16 protein-coding genes are annotated in these 18087 nt (G+C 59.8%); 14 read left to right on the forward strand and 2 right to left on the reverse strand.

Translation table 11 applies throughout. The annotated features are described in order from the left end of the window. Positions 1-27 precede the first annotated feature (27 nt). Positions 28-2055 (reverse strand): Sip1-related alpha-galactosidase, encoded by a 2028-nt coding sequence (locus P8A25_RS02000; protein WP_215443550.1) that lies wholly within the window; start codon positions 2053-2055, stop codon positions 28-30. Between P8A25_RS02000 and P8A25_RS02005 the strand changes: the two genes are divergently transcribed. Continuing rightward, positions 2054-2239 carry a hypothetical protein gene (locus P8A25_RS02005; RefSeq protein ID WP_215443552.1) on the forward strand — a complete coding sequence of 62 codons (186 nt, stop codon included), beginning with the start codon at positions 2054-2056 and terminating at the stop codon, positions 2237-2239. The genes P8A25_RS02000 and P8A25_RS02005 overlap by 2 nt on opposite strands. A gap of 401 nt (positions 2240-2640) precedes the next feature. Then, entirely contained in the window at positions 2641-3474 is an 834-nt protein-coding gene (locus P8A25_RS02010; RefSeq protein WP_215443554.1) for a hypothetical protein, read from the forward strand. Between the two features lie 181 nt (positions 3475-3655). Here the strand turns inward: P8A25_RS02010 and P8A25_RS02015 are convergent, their stop codons facing one another. After that, complete coding sequence (locus P8A25_RS02015; RefSeq protein ID WP_215443556.1) at positions 3656-4774, reverse strand: DUF5009 domain-containing protein; 1119 nt, start codon at positions 4772-4774, stop codon at positions 3656-3658. Positions 4775-4904: 130 nt separating this feature from the next. Here P8A25_RS02015 and P8A25_RS02020 point away from each other — a divergent pair, with 130 nt between their 5' ends. From P8A25_RS02020 to P8A25_RS02075, 12 genes are all read left to right on the forward strand, one after another. Further along, positions 4905-5534, forward strand: a complete 630-nt coding sequence (locus tag P8A25_RS02020) for a L,D-transpeptidase (protein WP_215443557.1) — start codon at positions 4905-4907, stop codon at positions 5532-5534. Positions 5535-5593: 59 nt separating this feature from the next. Further along, positions 5594-8062: a penicillin-binding transpeptidase domain-containing protein gene (locus tag P8A25_RS02025; protein WP_215443559.1), complete on the forward strand. Its 2469-nt coding sequence runs from the start codon at positions 5594-5596 to the stop codon at positions 8060-8062. Positions 8063-8280: 218 nt separating this feature from the next. Beyond that, positions 8281-10482, forward strand: coding sequence for a hypothetical protein (locus P8A25_RS02030; protein ID WP_404838745.1), 2202 nt, complete (start codon positions 8281-8283; stop codon positions 10480-10482). A 326-nt stretch (positions 10483-10808) separates the two neighbouring features. Beyond that, positions 10809-11747, forward strand: a complete 939-nt coding sequence (gene atpB, locus P8A25_RS02035) for a F0F1 ATP synthase subunit A (RefSeq protein WP_215443563.1) — start codon at positions 10809-10811, stop codon at positions 11745-11747. Between the two features lie 82 nt (positions 11748-11829). Beyond that, entirely contained in the window at positions 11830-12051 is a 222-nt protein-coding gene (locus P8A25_RS02040; RefSeq protein WP_022397545.1) for a h+transporting two-sector ATPase C subunit, read from the forward strand. 102 nt (positions 12052-12153) lie between these two features. Continuing rightward, positions 12154-12681, forward strand: coding sequence for an ATP synthase F0 subunit B (locus P8A25_RS02045; RefSeq protein ID WP_022397544.1), 528 nt, complete (start codon positions 12154-12156; stop codon positions 12679-12681). 8 nt (positions 12682-12689) lie between these two features. Continuing rightward, a complete protein-coding gene (locus P8A25_RS02050; RefSeq protein ID WP_102728746.1) occupies positions 12690-13097 on the forward strand; it encodes a F0F1 ATP synthase subunit delta in 408 nt (135 codons plus the stop codon). Between the two features lie 18 nt (positions 13098-13115). After that, the gene (gene atpA / locus P8A25_RS02055) at positions 13116-14648 is read left to right on the forward strand and encodes a F0F1 ATP synthase subunit alpha (protein ID WP_215443565.1); all 1533 of its coding nucleotides are present in this window, start codon (positions 13116-13118) and stop codon (positions 14646-14648) included. Positions 14649-14669: 21 nt separating this feature from the next. After that, the gene (atpG, locus tag P8A25_RS02060) at positions 14670-15542 is read left to right on the forward strand and encodes an ATP synthase F1 subunit gamma (RefSeq protein ID WP_215443567.1); all 873 of its coding nucleotides are present in this window, start codon (positions 14670-14672) and stop codon (positions 15540-15542) included. 77 nt (positions 15543-15619) lie between these two features. After that, positions 15620-17038 carry a F0F1 ATP synthase subunit beta gene (atpD, locus tag P8A25_RS02065; protein WP_102730141.1) on the forward strand — a complete coding sequence of 473 codons (1419 nt, stop codon included), beginning with the start codon at positions 15620-15622 and terminating at the stop codon, positions 17036-17038. 23 nt (positions 17039-17061) lie between these two features. After that, positions 17062-17484 carry an ATP synthase F1 subunit epsilon gene (gene atpC, locus P8A25_RS02070; RefSeq protein ID WP_102726670.1) on the forward strand — a complete coding sequence of 141 codons (423 nt, stop codon included), beginning with the start codon at positions 17062-17064 and terminating at the stop codon, positions 17482-17484. Beyond that, on the forward strand, positions 17481-18038 hold the full coding sequence (locus P8A25_RS02075) for a DUF5069 domain-containing protein (protein ID WP_102722701.1): 558 nt from the start codon (positions 17481-17483) through the stop codon (positions 18036-18038). The genes atpC and P8A25_RS02075 overlap by 4 nt, the downstream gene beginning before the upstream one ends. Positions 18039-18087: the final 49 nt, after the last annotated feature.

An 18087-nucleotide genomic window follows, 5' to 3' on the forward strand; every position in this document is an offset into this window, starting at 1 on the left:
AAGAGGGTTGGGAAGGGACGGCAGCGCTCATTCGGCTGTCACGGTAACGTCCAGCGGGCGGTCGGAAACGGGGAATTGCAATTCATAAAAACCGTTGCCCAGGTTTTTGACGGGAACGTTCCCTGCCTTCACGGGGCTTTTCCCGCGCCAGACGACGACCGGGCCGGATTCCTTCACGCGGAAGCGGAGGCTGTCCGCCCCGTATTCCGGAGCGGCGGCCAGGGCGCAGGGAGAGAGGAATTTGTCCCCCCTGCCGATGACGGCCCAGCCCCGGACGATGGGCGCCATGATGAACAGGCGGTCCTTGAAGCCCGTTAGCTTCACGTCCAGGTCCGGCTGTGCCGGGGTCAGCGCGCGGCCTCCCTCTGCGGAATAGGCGGCGATTCCCTCCGCCGGAATGGAGGCATAGGCTTCCGCCGCGTTGCCGTTCAGCAGGGCCGCCGCGTTTTTATAATCCCCCAGGGAAATTTTCCCCTGCACCGGTTCCGCCGGGGAGGGGTGTTTGAGGTTGTACAGCACCACGGCGGCGCTTTGGCCGGGCAGCGGGGCGATCACCCGGTACAGGCGGTTTTCGTTCAGCGCATCCAGAAAGACGGAATCCGGCAGGGGGACGGCAGGGGCCAGCGGCCGCAGCAGAAGGCCGTCGGACCAGACCAGGGGCATGATGTTTTCCGGATTGAGCTTGTCAGCCGGGTCTGAAAGGTAGACGGGGCCCCCGGATACGGCCTTGGAAACGGCCATGAGGCGCGCGCTGGTGGGGTCCGTGGAATGGAACATGTCATGGTCCGGCCACGCGGTCTGCCCCAACCAGAGCGTATTGGCGTAGGACTGGAGGATGTGGGACTTGCCCATGGCTTCATCCCCCAGCTTGTAGTCAATGCTGCACCGGGTGATAGCGCTGTAGCGGGTATTCTGGATGTTGACGGTGCCCTGCGCCATGCAATTCATCAGGCTGAGGCCCGTCTTCCGGCATGCCTGTTCCAGGGCTTCCGAACACTTGGTGTTGTGGCGGACCGGGTTGTCCAGGCCGTCCGCATGCTTCAGGTATTCCGCCTGCACGTCGATCTTCACGAAGTCGAACCCGGCGTCCTTGACGGATTGGAGAAAAGGGTTGTAAAACGCCCCGGCTCCTCCGGGGCCGTCACCGGGGAGGATTTTCCCCTTGGTAGTGCTGACCAGCCCGCGGGCCGTCTGGGCGTCCAGCCGGTGCTTGGGGTGGATGCCGTTCCAGAGGCCGTAATAGCAGTTCCACAGGCCCATCCATTTCAACTTGGAGCTTTTGTGCTTCATCAGGGGCTGCCAGCCCTGCGGGAATTTGTCCTGGCGGGTCTGGAAGCTGATCAACTTAAGCCCTTCCTGGGTCTGGAACCCGTCGTCCACCAGCATCCACCGGACGGGGATGGGAGAGGCCTCCAGTTGGCTGGCCGTTTCTTCAAGCAGCTTGGAGGAGATGTTCTTTTTATACTGCTCCCAACTGCACCATCCGAGGTACTTGAAGGGTTCCGGATAAACCTTCTTTTCCCGGGGAAAGGTTCTGCCCTTGATGAAGGGGAGGGAAAGGGCCTTGTTCCAGGCGGCGGAGCAGGCGCGGTAAATATCCTTGTCCACGGCGGTGACGGCCAGGACGGGCTGCGGTTTGGCGGTGGAAGTTCCCAGCGTGCCGGATTCCACAAGGAATTTGCCGTCTCCGTCAAGCTTCAGCCACGCGAGGGAATCAGGGGTGGCGACGGGCAGCACGGCCATGAAATTGCCGTCCTTGAGGTGGAACAGCGCAAACATGGCGTGGTCCCCCGGTTTGGCGGTGCTGGGGTTCGGCTTGCTGTCCAGCAGGTTGCCGGGGGCCGTTCGGCCGAACCAGGGCAGCACCCGGTTGCCGTCTCCGGGCCAGCGGCCGCGGTCCGCCGCGAACCAGCAGAAGGACTGGTAGGGAGGTACCTGAAGGGAACGCGCGTTTTTTCCCGGCAGCGGGGGAATGGTGGATATCCGGGTTTGGGCGGCAGCAGTCCAGATGCTCAGGGCCGCCAGGACAAGAGCCGGGAACGTGAATGCTTTCATGGGAATCATCATTAGGTTAAGGAAGGTGGCAGATGGACTGGCAGGAGGGCAGGAAGGGTCGCTTCCCTGCTTTTCGGAAAAAAAGCCGTTGCGCCATGATGGCAAAGCATTTTCCGGAGACGAGCAAAAAATGATGTTTCCGCCTTATTTTGCTTCTTTTTCCATGTGGAAAACGGATTGCTAATCCGGCGTCAAGCTCTGATTTTAAGGGAAAGGTGCTTATGTTGCCCGGTCGTTTTATAATGGGAGTCTGTTTCTCCGGAGAAAAGGCTTCCTCCGTTGCGTTGCCGGTACGTGGAGAGCCGCGAGCCTTTGCGGGTGTGGAAATACATATATTCCGTCGGAATATGCTGAATTTCAGAAAAGAGAAATCATTGCTGCACAGGTTGGCGTCCGGATGCCGAGGGGCTTGCGGCGCACCATGCGGCATTGGAACTATTCCGTAACGGATTAGCAATCCGATATTAGAAAAAGCAGGGTTCCAAGCCTTGGCTTCTGACCGCAGAACGCTCCCGGGTGCGGATTTGTGCAGCAGTCCGGCGATAGGTGCGGATCCATTCATATCCATATTTAACTTTTGATTTTATGAAGAAAACCTTATTCACTGCTTCCTGCGTCCTGGTTGCCTTGTCCGGCCTGGGCGCAGCGGCCACCTATCAGTGGACGGGAAACGGGGACGGATCCTCCTGGACGGACGCGGACAACTGGACGGAGGCCGGCGTGCCTCCTACTACTCTCGGCGCGGGAAACAGCATCATCATCAACAGTGACGCCTCCATCTCCACCGCCGGCGCGGGGAGCCTGAATTACAGGAATGTCGACCAGTTTGTTCTGAAAGGCACGGGCACTCTCAGCAACAACACGGGAGGGGCCTTGGTTTTAGGGAACGTGGACATGGACAAATCTTTTTCCCTGAACTCAGGCAATACGCAGCTCTGGGGCAACTTGACTATTGATTCCAGCATCAATTCAGGAGCGCTGGGAGGCGGGCTGTCCACGGGGTATGTTTGGGATTTCGGATTAAACGGACGTCTTGCGACGACCAGCCTCTGGATCAATGCGAGCGGGGGAACCATCCAGGCCGCCATTGATCCGTACACGACCACCGGAACCGTCGGGACTGCGGTGCGAGAACTTTTAGGTCAGAACGCTTCCTCCTCCTCGGGCGGCAACGGCTTTGATACGGTTGACTATGTGGTCAGGGACGCTGACGGGAATATCCTGACCCGTGCGGACGGTCCGCTGGAAGCCACGGAAGAAAATGTGGGCAAGTATTGGATCACCACCAATGGGGGAGCCTGGGCCAACGTGAAGATTCATTACATCACCGGAGCGGCTCCAGTTCCGGAACCTGCTGCGGCAGGCTTTTCCGCCGCCGGTCTTCTGCTGGCCCTGCTACGCCGCCGCCGGATGCGTTGAGTCGAGCGTTGCTGTCCGGACTGGTTTTCGGAAGCGCCTCTCCTGCACGGGAGGGGCGTTTTTGTTTATCCGGTCATGGCCACCGTTTTTAGCGGCTGTCCGGTTCTCCGGATGGGAGTATTCATAACGGGGTGTCTTCCGGAGAAAGCCAGCCTCATGGCCGGGAATTTCATCCACGCCGTTACTTGGCCGGGCTTTTGGCGAAGGATATGCGGCGCCTGTAAAAAAAGAGCAGAACCAGCCATTGCAGCAGGAGAAGAGAAACGGCGAGCAATACGGGCTGGAAAGGCGGGAAGAAGTCCGCCGCGCCGCTGAAGATGCGCTGGTTGAGTTCATGCACGTTGAGCAGGGCGTGGATGAGGTAGGCGGCCAGGGCGTTGACGCCGATGACGCGGAGGGGAAAGGCCCATTTGGCCCATTTTCCGCCGTTCCATGCGTCGACGGCCAGATGGAACAGGGACAGGAGCATCAGGGAGATTCCGGCAGCGGCCAGAACGAAGGTGCCGGTCCACATGCTTTTAATGATGGGATAGGCGCCGTCCAGCATTCGGGCGGCGGAAAAGAGGAGGATTCCCGCTCCCATCATCGCCATGCAGAGGCGGACGGAAGGCAGGCGGCTTTCCTTCAAAAATTTTCCCGCCAGCCATCCGCCCATGCACAGGGCGGAAGCGGAGGCGATGCAGAGGGGGCCTTCCGGATCAAAGACGCCTCCGTGCAGACGGCCGGGAAGCCAGTGCATGTCCACCCAGGAGTTGACGGAGCCGTCCGGCGTGAAGCTGCCGCAGGTGAATTGAAGCAGGGCGATGAGGCCCAGAAGGCCTCCCGCCGCCGCGGCAATCGCTCCCGTGCGGCGGCACAGCAGGATGCACGTGCCTGCGATGGCGCAGGAGAAGCCGATCAGGCCCAGAACGGAGGCGTAACGCATATCCTCCGTCCAGGTAAGCGTTCCGTTGACCAGGAGGCCCAGGAAGGCCAGAACGAAGGCCCGTTTCCAAAGGTGGAGAAGGCCGGAGGCCGCAGAGGCGTTTCCGCCGGTGTATTTCGCCAGGGAGAAGGACATGGAAACGCCAGAGATGAACACGAAGACGGGGAACACCAGGTCATACAGGTGCAATCCTGCCCAATGGGCATGCGACATCTGGCGCGCGGCTTCCCGGAGGAAGGCGTTTTCCGGATTTCTGGCGGCCAGGAGCAGGACCAGAGCGTCCAGCCCCAGGATGATGAGCATGTCCAGCCCGCGCAGGGCATCCAGGGAGTGCAGCCGGGGGGGACGGGCGGGAACGGAAGAGGAGGCGGTCATGGCGGCGGGGAGGAAGAACGGGAACAGGTACGGACGGAAAAGGGCGTCTTTATCAGGATTCCTCCAAACATGCCGGAACAGAGGGGAATCGTGCTTGATTTCCACGGGGGAAGAGGGTAAAGCAGGCCGCATGCCGCGCTCCCCTCTCGCCTTTCTCCTTTTCCTGTGTGTCTCCCTGCTGCTGGCTGCCTGTTCCTCCACGCCCAAGACTCCGCATGGCAAGCCGTTGATGAAGGACGGCAGGTACTCTTCTTCCTATGACGCTTTTGTAGCGGACCCCCAGTACCGCTTCACGCGCGACATCTGGTACCATGACGAGCGCATCCGGCAGGCGCAGACGCGGAACAGCAAAATCGTGATTCATTTGAAGGACCAGCGCGGCGTGCTGTGGGTCAACGGCCAACCGGCCATGAACTTTCCCGTGTGCACCGGCAGATCCACCCATGAGACGCCCCGCGGCAAATTCTCCATCATTCAGAAGGATGCGGACTACCGCTCCCGGTCCTATGGCAGCGTGTTTGATGCAAGCGGCCTGTGCGTGAATTCGGACGCCACCTCTTCTTCCCGCGTGCCGTCCGGTGGCAAATTCATCGGCGCCAAGATGCCGCTGTGGATGCGCATTCACGGCGGGATAGGGCTGCATGTGGGCACGGTGTTCCGGGACGCCAATTCCCACGGGTGCATCCGGGTGCCTGTGGAGGCATGCCGCATTTTGTTTGAAAAATGCGGCATGGGAACAACCGTAGTAGTTCAGGAATAAGCGCGAGCGTGAATAATCGTTGATTCCTTACGGTGCATCTGTCACACTCCTGCAAGCTGATGAAAATGAAGGTTCTGATACGTTCCCTGGTATTGCTGGCCGGGTTGGCCGCCTGGACGGCGGATACGGCCTGGGGCCAGTCCTCGTCACGCCATTCGTCTTCCCGCGGGGGAACGCCCGTGCGCCAGGCTGCGGCGCAGCAGCGCGGAGAGGATGACGCCGTGGAAACGGTTGACCTGGGGGATAAGAAGAGGGAATCCGGCACGGCGTCCGGTGAACGGGAAGGCGTGGCTGACGCCCCGGAAATGCCCAAGGAAACGGAGAAGGAGCAGAACGGCCTGGATTCCCTGTCCCTGATTCCCTCCCTCAAGGGGGGAAGGATGGATGCGGCGCGGGAAGCGCACACCAGCACGCGGCCTTCCGCCAGAACCATGGCCCTGCTGATTCCGGCTCCGCGCGGCCCCATTCTGGACCGCAACGGAGAGCCTCTGGCCGTGACCTCCGTGGCCTACCAACTGGCCCTGCGTTTTGAAATTTTTGAAAATCCCGATCGTTCCCGCGTGGTGGACTTCGGGCGCAACTGCCTGGAACAGGCCAAGAAAATTGCCGGAAAGGCGTGGTCCTTTTCCGATGACCAGCTCTGGAAGCACTATGAGCACCGCCGCTGGTTGCCTCTTCCCCTCACCAACGTCATCCGCGCGGAGGAAGCGGAAAAACTGAGGGACAAGGTGAAGGGGGTGCGCGGCCTCCAGTTGCTGCCCATCTACATCCGTTCCTATCCGGAAAAGGAAATCGCCGGACATATCATCGGCTATGTGGGTTCCAAGGGAAAACTGCCTACCGGCCCCATCAACCATATGGACCCGCTGTGGGAACAGGTGGAAGGCCGCGCGGGACTGGAAAAGGAATTCAACAAGGACCTGACCGGGACGCCCGGCGTATGGCGCCTGATGTTTGACGAGGACGGCAACAAGATTCTGGATGAACTTCAGATACGCCCCAAGCCCGGCGGCGCCATCGTCACCACCCTGAACCTGAAATGGCAGCGGGATGCGGAGCGCATCCTTTCCCGCGGCAAGAGGCGCGGCGCCATGGTGGTGCTGGACTGCGTAACGGGTGAAGTGCTGGTAATGGCCTCCACGCCGTCCTATGACCCGAACATGTTCATTCCGAACATATCCCAGAAGGATTACGATGCCCTGCGCAACGACCCCGCCGGACCGCTGGGCGCGCGCGCCTTTCAGGGGCGCTACCCCCCCGCCTCCACCTTCAAGGTGCTGACGGTGGCCAGCGCCCTGAAAAACAACAAGATCACGGAAAATACGCAGATCTACTGCCCGGCATCCATCACGATCGGCAACCACGTTTTCAACAACTGGAGCAAGACGCCCCTGGGGGACATCAACTGCATCCGCGCCCTGGCGATGTCCAACAACCCGTTCATGTACCAGATGGGGCTCAAGCTGGGAGCGGAAGCCCTGATGGATACGGCCCGCGCCTTCGGACTTGGCGAGCGCACCGGGCTGCCCATTCCGGACGATCCCGGCCTGGTGCCCACCAGCGACTACATGATCCGCAACTACAAGCGGGATTTCATGTCCGGAGACGCCGCCAACCTTTCCATCGGCCAGGGAACGCTGCTGGTCACGCCCCTCCAGGTGGCGCACATGATGTCCGGCGTGGCGAACGGCTACCTGCCCAGGCTCCAGCTCATCAAGCAGATTCAGGACGGCAACGCCAATGTCATTTACGCTCCCAAGCCCCAGGAGGTCCAGCGCCCCCTGCCTGCCTATGAACGTGCCCTGGCCAGCGTGCGCAAGGGCATGAGGGAGGTGATTGAAGGCGGCACGGGCGGCCGCGCCCGCCTGTCCTATTCCAGCATCGCCGGCAAATCCGGCACGGCCCAGTGGGGACCGGAACGGGAAGACAAGCGCCTGGCGTGGTTCGCCGGCTTCATGCCCTGTGACAATCCCCGCTTCGCCTATGTGGTGCTGTATGAAGGCCGCGCCCACGAACGGCTGGGCGGGGGCGCCGCCGCTGCCCCCATCGTGAAGGAATTCTTTGAGACGGAGAAGAAGGACATCAAGGCCATCATTGACCCGCCCAAGGACGACATCCCGGTAGCGGAACCGGTGGAGGAAACCCCGGAAACGGCTGCCGCCGCCCTTCGCGAACGCGGGGGATCGCCTGCCGTAGTGCCGGACAATCTGCCGCCCGGCCTGTATGATCCGGAAGGAATGGAGCCCATCAAGGTTCATGAAATCCCTGCCGATCTGGACGACTCTTCCGATGCGGAAATCAAGGCGACCCCGGTGGGCGGTTCCTCCGGGCATGCCAGGCCGTCCGCGCCTTCCTTGTCGGAGGAGCCTTCCGCCGCACCCCTCACGCCCCGACGCGGAGATTCCGACTACATTCCCGGCCTTCCCCATCAGATTCCCCGCCATCTCAACCATTCCTCTCCCGTAAGAGCTCCCGCGCCGCAGGCTCCCCTTCCGGAGGATGACATTCCCATGGCGGAACCTCTTTAGACCGGCTTTTAAGGAAGGCGGAATCGTCCGGCAATGCTTTTCAGGGCGTTCGCCGTAACAAGGTCATGCATGGCCTTTGGCCCGTTAATGCTTTTCATTGTGCTTGCGTCATTGCGTGGAAGCGCCTATATAATGCGGATGGTGCGCGTCGATGAGACTGTTGCCGTAAGGAGCGGCGCTTTTGTTGGATGGCATCATGACCCCCACGTTTAAAGATAATGAAAACGCATTATTTCTACTCCATACCCTGTTTTGCGCTGACCTGCGCTCTTGCCGCCTGCTCTGACGACAATAAATCATCTTCCGCCAAGGCCGGACAGGATGCCGCCGGCTTAACCCCGGCTTCTTCGCTTGATCCCTCCGCCCCCGTTGCTTCCGATCTGGTGGCGAAGCGTGCGGAACGGCTCGGAATCGCCGCCCTCTTTCCCATGGACATGGGTATTGTAGCCGGTGTTTACGACGTCCCCGGCATGATCAGGAGCGTTCAGAATCTGAACATGGTCAAAACCTGGGGTTCCTGCTCCGCTGGGGAAGACGCTGATGAATCCATAGCCATTCCGGGAGAGGATGCACCCAAGCCCGTCCGGAAAAAGTGCTCCGTCAACACCCCCGTCATTGACGCGATGATTGGCTTCGGCCCCGAATGGGCTCCGTGGATGGATAGCGCGCAGCCCGCTTTTACCGGCATGGGATTGCACCAAATGAAGGGAATTCTGTCCGGTTATAAGCTTTACCAGGATTTAATCAATGGTAACAAGAAAGCTAGTGACGCAGAAGTGGAAGTAATGGGCAACAGATATACTGAAATGCTCATTAAGTGGATTGATTTGGTGGATATGCGCCCCTCTCAGGCCGCGACGGCTCCCGTAATGGTAGCCGCCAAATTGACGCCGGAAGCCCTTGCCCAGGCCAAGGCTACCCTGAAGGACGCCAATCTCCCGGAAGACATGGAACTGCACGGCATTGTTTCCCTGTATGACAAGACCTACAACGGCCTGGCTTGCAAGGTAGCGGAAGTGGACTGCAAGAAACTGCGGGCGAAGCTGGAAGAAAGGCTGGAAGAGGCTAAAGCCCAGATAACCGTCTCCCAGGAAAATCTGGACCGTCTCAAGGCGGCTCTCAAGCGTCTGGACGAATCCAAGCTGTATGTGGCCGTCGCTTTCGTGGATGATACCCTCGTGGGCTTTATAACCACCAATCCTGAAAAGCAGGTCCGCCTGGCGGCTTCTCCCCAGGATTCTGTTCTGGCGCGTCCGGATTTCTCCATGGCTGACGCCCAGCTCCAGTATCCCGCCTATGGCCTGATATTTGCGGACAAGGCTTGCGCCAAGGGCCTTATTAACCTGGACATCGCCTACTACAAGGGCATGTTCTCCGGGTTGAAGGACCTGATGCAGACGGTAGGCACCGACTGGAAGATTGCCGATCTGGCTCCTTCCATGGCCGCGCTTGATTCCATGAAGGGCCGCCTCCTTGGGCTGTATGAAAAGGTGGCGCAGAATGCCACGCCCGTTTCCTACTACGCATGGCAGGACCAGGGGGTGCATGTGGAAGCCTGCACGTATCCGCTTGAATTCTACCTCCTGGACGCTCCCTCCTCCATGAACTCCGTCCGTCCCGGGGCGGATACGGTGCTGTATTCTTCCTTCCGCATCAATCCGCAGATTGTTGACATGGGCTGCACCCTGTATGAAAACATCGCGCAGATCGGCTGGGATTACGGCAATGCGTATATTTCCAACCCGAAGCATGACGTAAGCGACCAGATCCGCATGGTTGCCCCCATGCTCCAGATGGCCCGGCCCACCATTGAAGAACTTTGGAAGGCGTACAAGACCGCACTTTCCGGCCTTACGGATTCCGGCGTGTTCATCATGGACATGCAGGGCGCTCCCAGCCCCACGCTCAAGAATGTTCCGGCCCCGCGCTTCTCCGCGGCTTATGAAGTGAAGAACCGTGCCGCCTTGGGCGAAGCGTGGCAGAAAGTGTCTGACGCCGCCAAGACCATCGTTACCCTGGCCAGCCAGGGCAAGATGACGGAATTGCCCTCCCCCAAATCCTCCGTGGAAGGGGATGTCACCACCTACGATTACGAGTGCCCGCTGGGCGCCGACCTGAATCCGGTGGTGAGCGTTTCCGACACCCGCTGGGCCATCAGCATGCCGAAGGCCTTCGGCATGGAAATCATCAAGGAATCCATGAAGGCCCCGGGGCAGGTGGCTCCGCTGGAATCCCAGCTTAACCTCGTCCCGGTCCGTGACGCCCTGAAGAGCGCGGCGGAAGGCAACAAGGATATCCGGAAGGCCGTGGAAACCCTGGACGTGATCACCTCCGACGTCACGGGCGTGCATGCTACGGGGCGCAAGGCCGCGGACGGCAGGGACGTGTACCACATCCACGTTATTTCCGCTGCCAAATAACAGGGGTTTCCCATTGGATTTACAGGCTTCCGGGAAGAAATTTCCGGAAGCTTTTTTGTTGATGGCGGAAGCTTCTTGTTCCTGCCGTTCTGGAAGTTATCTCCGGGAAAATTTTTTAATGCCCGGAAGAAAAAACGGAGTTTTGCAACGGCAAGCCTGCCGCCGCCTTAAGATTATATACAAATGTATATAATTTGTGCGCGTGCCAAGTTTTGGGCTTGCCAAGGGGGAGGGGAGAGTACACAATCAAAACCGTCAAATAAAGGGAATGGCTTCCCTTTTCCCGTATTTACAGGAGTTGGCGCGATAATGGTGAAAGATAGACGATGAGCAGATTTTTCCAGTTCCTGTGGTTGGCGGCGTTGGCGGTGCCCGGCATGATGGGCGGCAGCGCGTGTGCGGCGGAGGAAGGAGCGGAGCACGGACTGGAGCAGGCCGCCCCCCACTTGTTCTCCATTCCGCTTCCAGGCGGCATTGAACTGCCGGTGTCCAACTCCATGCTGATGCTCTTTCTGGCGGTTCTGCTGATAGGGGTGGTCGTATGGTCCGCTACCCGCGCCATGCGCATTCTGCCGTCCCGGTTCCAGAATGCGGTGGAATACTTCTTTGAGACTCTGTACAACTTTGTGGAATCCCTGCTGGGGCCGCGACTGACGCGCAAGTACTTCTGGTACTTCGGAACCATCTTCACCATCATCCTGGTCAGCAACTACATGGGGCTTCTCCCCGGGGTAGGGACCATCACCTATAACGGAGTGCCGCTGTTCCGCGGGGCGAATGCGGACATGAACGTGACGATGTTCCTGGGCATCTTTTATGCGCTGATGTGGCTTTACTGGTCCATCCGGGAACAGGGCCTGAAAGGCTTCTTCATCCACTTGTTCGGGCCCAAGGGAAGACTGCCCGGCTTCATGGGATTCGTGCTGGTGCTCATCTTTATCTTCGTGGGGCTGGTGGACGTCCTGAGCATTACGATCCGTCCTATTGCGCTGGCGGCCCGTCTTTACGGCAACATTTACGCCGGGGAAACGATCATTGACACCATGGCTCACATGTTCGGACCCGTCCTCAGCGCCCTGTGCGTACTCCCGTTTCTGGCGATTGAGCTGCTGGTGGGCTTCATCCAGGCTCTGGTCTTCCTCCTCCTGACGGCGATTTTCCTCAAACTGCAAGTGGGGGACGGGGATGCCCACGGCCATGCCGCCAAGGATGAGGGAAAAGAACCATCCGTGCCGGACAGCCTGCCGTCCGGAAAGGCCTCATAAGCCGCACCGCCAACTTTCCGTTCCGGACCATGGGCAACCTGTGGGGGAACGTTCAACAAAAAACATAAACCATACCAATAACATGATTGATCCTACCGCAATGACCTCCCTGGCCGAACTGTCCGGCAACGTGGGCTTCGGCCTCGTCACCATCGGCGCCGGCCTCGGCATCGGCCTCATCGGCGCGAAAGCCGCGGAAGCCACCGGGCGCAACCCGGGAGCCTCCTCCCCCATCATGGTGATTGCCATTACGCTGGCCGCCCTGATTGAAGGCGTGGCCCTCATCTCCATCTTTGTGAAATAACCCGGAGGCCCCGTTCCCGGAGGGAGCTTCTTCCGCTCCGGGGCGGCGCAGCCGTTCCTGCCGGTCCGGAAAACTTCCGGCATGTTTCAACCCGTTCATTTTATGCTGAATCTCATAGCCGACCAGTCCTGGAATCCCTTTGCGCCCTTCGGGGTGACAAGCTGGGAACCCTTTGTTGCCAACCTGATCGCCTTCATCCTGATGGTGGTGATCCTGCGCTACCTGGCGTTCAAGCCCATCCAGAACGTTCTGGAAAAAAGGCGCCAGCGCATTGAGGAGGGAGAGGAAATGCGTGAGGAAAGCGAGCGCCAGCTGGCTTCCGTGAAGGAACAGACGCATGAAATGCTGGTGGAAGCGGGCGAAAAGGGACAGGAAAAGATAGACGCCGCCAAGGCCGCCGCCTCCCGCCTGCTGGAGGAACAGGAAACCGTGGCCTCCCAAAAGGCGGAGGAAATAGTCAGAAAGGCCCGGCAGCTTGCGGAACTGGAACAGCAGAAGGAACGCGAAGCGCTGAAAGAACAATTCGGCCAGCTGGTGGCCCTGGCTGCCGCGCAGGTCACCGGAAAAATGCTGACGGAAGAAGACCAGCGGAGAATCAACCGGGAAGCGATCGACAGCCTGGATTCCTGATACGCTTTATGAAGATCGGAAAGGACACGCTCAATGCCGCCCGCAGGCTGTTCCGGCTCTGCATGGACGGGAATACCGTGGCGGAGGACCGCGTGCGCCTGATCGCCCGGAAAATTGCGGAACGCAAACCCCGTAACTATGTCGCTCTGCTGACGGCCTTTTCCCGCATGGTGGAATACGCCGTGAAAAGCCGTACGGCCACCATTCAAAGCGCCGTACCGCTGACAGAGGAGGAACGCTCCCAAATTCAAGCCAAGCTGACGGCCAAATATGGCGACGGCCTCTACTACCACTGGGAGGTGGCGCCGGACCTGCTGGGGGGCATCCGCATCCAGGTGGGGGACGACGTGAAAGACGGTTCCGTACGCTCCAGAATCGACCGTCTGGCCGAGATGGCCCGCAATCTTTCCAATTAACCAACGAAACTTTTTTCCATGAGCAACATACTTCAAGAACTCGAAGCAGAAATTAAAAAAGCCACGGCTTCCGTCAGCCAGGAAAACGTGGGCATTATTCGTTCCGTGGGGGACGGCGTCGCCAAAATCGAAGGGCTGAGCGGCGTGATGCTCAATGAAATGATTGAGTTCCCCGGGGGCGTGATGGGCCTGGCGATGAACCTGGAAGAACATGAGGTGGGCGCCGTGATTCTGGGGGATGATTCCAATTTGAAGGAAGGGGACTTGGTCAAATGCTCCGGACGCCTTCTTTCCGTGCCCGTGGGGCGGTCCCTGCTGGGCCGCGTGGTGAACACGCTGGGAGAGCCGATTGACGGCAAGGGGCCGATTGAGGCGGAAGCGTATTATCCTGTGGAAAAAATCGCCTCCGGCATTATCTCCCGCCAGTCCGTCACTGTTCCCGTGCAGACGGGCATTCTGCCCATTGACGCCATGATTCCCATCGGCCGCGGCCAGCGCGAGCTTATCATTGGGGACCGCGCCACCGGGAAAACCGCCATTGCCATGGATACTATGATCGCCCAGGCGGACCAGAACCGCCTGGCGGAGGAAGGCAAGCTGCCGGACCACCAGCCCCTTTACAACATCTACGTGGCTATCGGCCAGAAGCGCGCCAACATCAGCCGCCTCGTGGCAAAGCTGGAAGAAACGGGCGCCATGAAATACTCCATCGTGGTGGCGGCCTCCGCCTCCGACCCTGCCGCCATGCTGTACCTGGCCCCGTATGCCGGCTGCGCGATGGGCGAATACTTCATGGACAAGGGGGAGGACGCCCTCATCGTCTACGACGACCTCTCCAAGCATGCCGTGGCCTACCGCCAGATTTCCCTGATTCTGCGCCGCCCCTCCGGTCGCGAGGCGTATCCGGGGGACGTATTCTACCTGCACAGCCGCCTGCTGGAACGCGCCGCGCGCATCAACAAGGAACACGGCGGCGGTTCCCTGACGGCCCTCCCCATCATTGAAACGCAGGCCGGGGACGTTTCCGCCTACATCCCCACAAACGTCATTTCCATCACGGACGGCCAGATATTCCTGGAAACGGACCTGTTCTACCAGGGGGTGCGCCCCGCCATCAACGTGGGCATTTCCGTCTCCCGGGTGGGTTCCTCCGCCCAGACGAAAATCATCAAAAAGCTGGCCGGCTCCATCAAGCTGGACCTGGCCCAATTCACGGAATTGCAGGCCTTCGCCCAATTCGGTTCCGACCTGGACCCCAGCACGAAGGCCAAGCTGGCCCGCGGCCAGCGCATCGTGGAACTCTTCAAGCAGAACCAGTATGAGCCCAAATCCCTGGGGCTGGAGGCCGCGGATCTGTACGCCATGCAGAAGGGATACTTTGACGATGTTCCGGTGGACAGGATCAAGGAATGCCAGAACGCGTGGGAAGCCACCATGAAGGACCAGCATCCGGACCTGCTGGAAAGCATCCTGAGGGAAAAGGATCTGACGCCGGAAATAGACGCAGGGCTTAAAGCCGCCATTGAATCCTTCAAGCTCAGTTGGAACTAACGATTACGGGAGCACTGAAACATGGGCAACCTGAGAGACATCAGACGCCGGATCAAATCCGTCAAAAACACGTCCCAGATCACCAGGGCGATGCAGATGGTGGCCTCCGCCAAGATGCGCCGCGCCCAGGACCAGGCCGTGAAGGGGCGCCCCTATGTCCGCGCCCTGGCGGAAGTGCTCTACCATCTCCAGGATGAAATAGACACCAGCAACAGCCCCCTGATGCAGACCCACGGCGGCGCGGACCTGGTGCTGCTGGTGAACACGGACCGCGGCCTCTGCGGCGGCCTGAATGCCAACCTCATCAAAATGACCCGGGAGCACGCTCCGGAAAATGCCCACTACATCACCATCGGCCGCAAGCTGAACGCCGCGCTGGCCAAATGGAATGAACGGCTGGAAGCCACCTGGAGCCTGACGGACCCGCTCTCCCTGCTGGAACTGAAGCCGGTGTTCGACTTCATTGTGCAGAAATTCAAGGCGGAGGAATACGGGCGCGTCTTCGTAGCCTTCTCCGGCTTTGTAAACACAATGGTCCAGAAGCCTATCTTCCGCCAGCTTCTCCCCATTGAACCGGAACCGTTGATGAAGATGGCGAAGGCCGGAGGCGCGGCCCTGGACGGAGAAGACGTCCATAAGCAATTCCTGCTGGAGCCGAGCCCCGCCGCATTGCTGGATACCATCCTGCCTCTTTACGTCTTCCACGGCCTGGTCCAGATCGTGCTGGAAGCCCGCGCGTCCGAGCACTCCGCCCGCATGGTCGCCATGAAGGGGGCCACGGAAAACGCCAAAAACATCATCGACGGCCTTACCTTGGATTACAACAAGGCGCGCCAGACGCAAATCACCAATGAACTGCTGGAAATCACCACGGCCATGCGCGCCATGGAATAACGTGGACTCCGCTTCTTTCACCCCTTTTTCAAACAAAACCCTCATCCCTTCCATTTCAACACCAAGTTTTTCTCATGATGAATAACACAGGCACTCTCGTTCAGATCATCGGCGCCGTGGTCGATGCGGATTTCTCCCAGGCTGAAACGCTTCCCGCCCTGCTCAATGCCCTGGAAGTGGACTATGAAGTCGACGGAAAGCGCAAGACCCTGGTGCTGGAAGTCCAGCAGCACATCGGCGACGGCTGGGTGCGCGCCGTGGCCATGAGTTCCACGGACGGCCTGCGCCGCGGCATGCCCGTGCGCGATACGGGGCACCCCATTGAGGTACCGGTGGGGCAGTGCGTTCTTGGCCGCATCTTCAATGTGCTGGGTGAAGCCGTGGACGAACGCGGCGCGCTCTCCTGCTCGGGCATGAAAAGCATTCACCGCAGCGCTCCGCCGCTGGACGAGCAATCCACCAGCACGGAAGTGCTGGAAACGGGCATCAAAGTAATCGACCTCATCTGCCCTTTCCTGAAAGGCGGCAAAATCGGCGCCTTCGGCGGAGCGGGGGTGGGCAAGACCGTGCTCATCATGGAACTCATCAACAACATTGCCAAGGCGCGCAGCGGCCTCTCCGTCTTTGCGGGGGTGGGGGAACGCACCCGTGAAGGGAACGACTTGTACAATGAAATGATAGAATCCGGCGTGATTAATCTGGAAAAGCCGGAGGAATCCAAGGTGGCCCTGGTGTACGGCCAGATGAACGAGCCTCCCGGCGCCCGTCTGCGCGTGGCCCTGTCCGCCCTGACGATGGCGGAATACTTCCGCGACGAGGAGCACAAGGACGTTCTTCTCTTCATTGACAACATTTTCCGTTTCTCCCAGGCGGGGTCGGAAGTGTCCGCCCTGCTGGGCCGCACGCCGTCCGCCGTGGGCTACCAGCCAAACCTGGCGGAGGAAATGGCGGATCTTCAGGAACGCATCACCTCCACCAAGCACGGTTCCATCACCTCCATGCAGGCCGTGTACGTTCCTGCGGACGACCTGACGGACCCGGCTCCGGCCACCACCTTCGCCCACCTGGACTCCACGGTGGTGCTGGAACGCTCTTTGGCGGCCCAGGGGCTCTTCCCTGCGGTGGAGCCGCTATCCTCCACCTCCAAGGCCCTGGCTCCGGAAATCGTGGGGAACGAGCATTACGAAGTGGCGCGCGGCGTGCAGATGGTGCTGCAGCGCTACAAGGACCTTCAGGACATGATTGCCATTCTGGGCATGGACGAGCTTTCGGAAGAAGACAAGCTCATCGTGAGCCGCGCCCGCAAAATCCAGCGCTTCCTGACCCAGCCGTTCCACGTGGCGGAAGTCTTCTCCAGCATTCCCGGCGCTTACGTGCCCGTCTCGGAAACCGTCCGTGGCTTCAAGGAAATCCTGGAAGGCAAGCTGGACATGGTTCCGGAAGACGCCTTCTTCATGCGCGGCGGCATAGATGACGTCCTCAAGGAAGCCAAATAACCCTTTTCCCGCCGTTTCAAACCATGAGCATGGAGTTCAAAGTCATTACCCCGGATGAAGTGGCGGTTGCCGCCACCGTGGAATACGTTTACCTGCCCGGCAGTCTCGGGGAGATGGGCGTGCTGGAACATCATACGGCCCTGATTACCTCCCTGGAACCGGGAGAACTCCGCTACAAGCCCATGGACGGCCCTGAGGAAAGCATGGTGGTGGGCACCGGCTTTGTGCAGGTTAATGACGACCACGTCCTGATGGTGACCGACCTCGCCCTCAACTCCTCCCAGATTGACGAAGGCAGCGTGGAACGGGCCATTCAGGAAGCGCAGGAAGTGTTGAAGGCCCGCTCGGAAATGTCCCGCGAGGAACAGGCCCGGTTTGAGGCAAACCTGACCAAGCAGATCATGATGCTGAACTTCAAGCGCAAACACAAATCCCTGGGCAGATGATGGCGGAAGACTGGAACGACACGTTTTACGACCTTTTCCGCGAGGCGGTGGGGCGTTACCATGAAGGCCACAGGAATGTGGACGGCTTCTTTACGGACCAGGAAATCATCTTCCTGTCCTCCATCGGCTGCCGCACGCGGGAACTGTTTGACTTTGTGGAACTCTATGCCCGCACGGGAGAACCTTCCCCCACCACGGTACTATTGATGGCCGCGGCGCGCAGGGACTTCTTCCTGACCATCCAGCACGGGCAGTTTTACCAGGGCAAGCCTGTCATCGGGTATGACCTGCCGGGCTTCGGGGATGAACTCAGCGGCCTTCCCTACCTTCCGCGCCTGATTGCCAAGGCGCGGGCCAAGCTGGCCGGCTCCATGGGGGATGACATCATCTACTGCTGTGAGAATGACCGCCGCTTCTTCCGGGAACACGGCAACATCCATCCCGCCGATTTCCTGCGGGTAGTATGGGCCGCGGGAGATAGTGACCCCAAGGTGTACGACTACGTGCGCCAGTGCACGCTGAGTTCCACGGCCAAGCCGGTCGATGGTGAATGATGTTTCTGCATCGTGAGGTGGGAGGAGGCTTGGTGAAGCAGAGCGTTTG

It is taken from the genome of Akkermansia sp. BCRC 18949, assembly GCF_045011645.1.
Lineage (GTDB): Bacteria > Verrucomicrobiota > Verrucomicrobiia > Verrucomicrobiales > Akkermansiaceae > Akkermansia > Akkermansia massiliensis.

What these genes read in the sequence shown, in the direction of transcription:
- P8A25_RS02040 (WP_022397545.1), top strand. Translation starts at nt 11,830, where the DNA reads ATGATTGATCCTACCGCAATGACCTCCCTGGCCGAACTGTCCGGCAAC.
- atpC (WP_102726670.1), top strand. Translation starts at nt 17,062, where the DNA reads ATGAGCATGGAGTTCAAAGTCATTACCCCGGATGAAGTGGCGGTTGCC.
- P8A25_RS02075 (WP_102722701.1), top strand. Translation starts at nt 17,481, where the DNA reads ATGATGGCGGAAGACTGGAACGACACGTTTTACGACCTTTTCCGCGAG.
- atpD (WP_102730141.1), top strand. Translation starts at nt 15,620, where the DNA reads ATGAATAACACAGGCACTCTCGTTCAGATCATCGGCGCCGTGGTCGAT.
- atpB (WP_215443563.1), top strand. Translation starts at nt 10,809, where the DNA reads ATGAGCAGATTTTTCCAGTTCCTGTGGTTGGCGGCGTTGGCGGTGCCC.
- P8A25_RS02015 (WP_215443556.1), bottom strand. Translation starts at nt 4,774, where the DNA reads ATGACCGCCTCCTCTTCCGTTCCCGCCCGTCCCCCCCGGCTGCACTCC.
- P8A25_RS02025 (WP_215443559.1), top strand. Translation starts at nt 5,594, where the DNA reads ATGAAAATGAAGGTTCTGATACGTTCCCTGGTATTGCTGGCCGGGTTG.
- P8A25_RS02005 (WP_215443552.1), top strand. Translation starts at nt 2,054, where the DNA reads ATGGGAATCATCATTAGGTTAAGGAAGGTGGCAGATGGACTGGCAGGA.
- P8A25_RS02030 (WP_404838745.1), top strand. Translation starts at nt 8,281, where the DNA reads ATGAAAACGCATTATTTCTACTCCATACCCTGTTTTGCGCTGACCTGC.
- atpA (WP_215443565.1), top strand. Translation starts at nt 13,116, where the DNA reads ATGAGCAACATACTTCAAGAACTCGAAGCAGAAATTAAAAAAGCCACG.
- P8A25_RS02045 (WP_022397544.1), top strand. Translation starts at nt 12,154, where the DNA reads ATGCTGAATCTCATAGCCGACCAGTCCTGGAATCCCTTTGCGCCCTTC.
- P8A25_RS02000 (WP_215443550.1), bottom strand. Translation starts at nt 2,055, where the DNA reads ATGAAAGCATTCACGTTCCCGGCTCTTGTCCTGGCGGCCCTGAGCATC.
- P8A25_RS02010 (WP_215443554.1), top strand. Translation starts at nt 2,641, where the DNA reads ATGAAGAAAACCTTATTCACTGCTTCCTGCGTCCTGGTTGCCTTGTCC.
- P8A25_RS02020 (WP_215443557.1), top strand. Translation starts at nt 4,905, where the DNA reads ATGCCGCGCTCCCCTCTCGCCTTTCTCCTTTTCCTGTGTGTCTCCCTG.
- atpG (WP_215443567.1), top strand. Translation starts at nt 14,670, where the DNA reads ATGGGCAACCTGAGAGACATCAGACGCCGGATCAAATCCGTCAAAAAC.
- P8A25_RS02050 (WP_102728746.1), top strand. Translation starts at nt 12,690, where the DNA reads ATGAAGATCGGAAAGGACACGCTCAATGCCGCCCGCAGGCTGTTCCGG.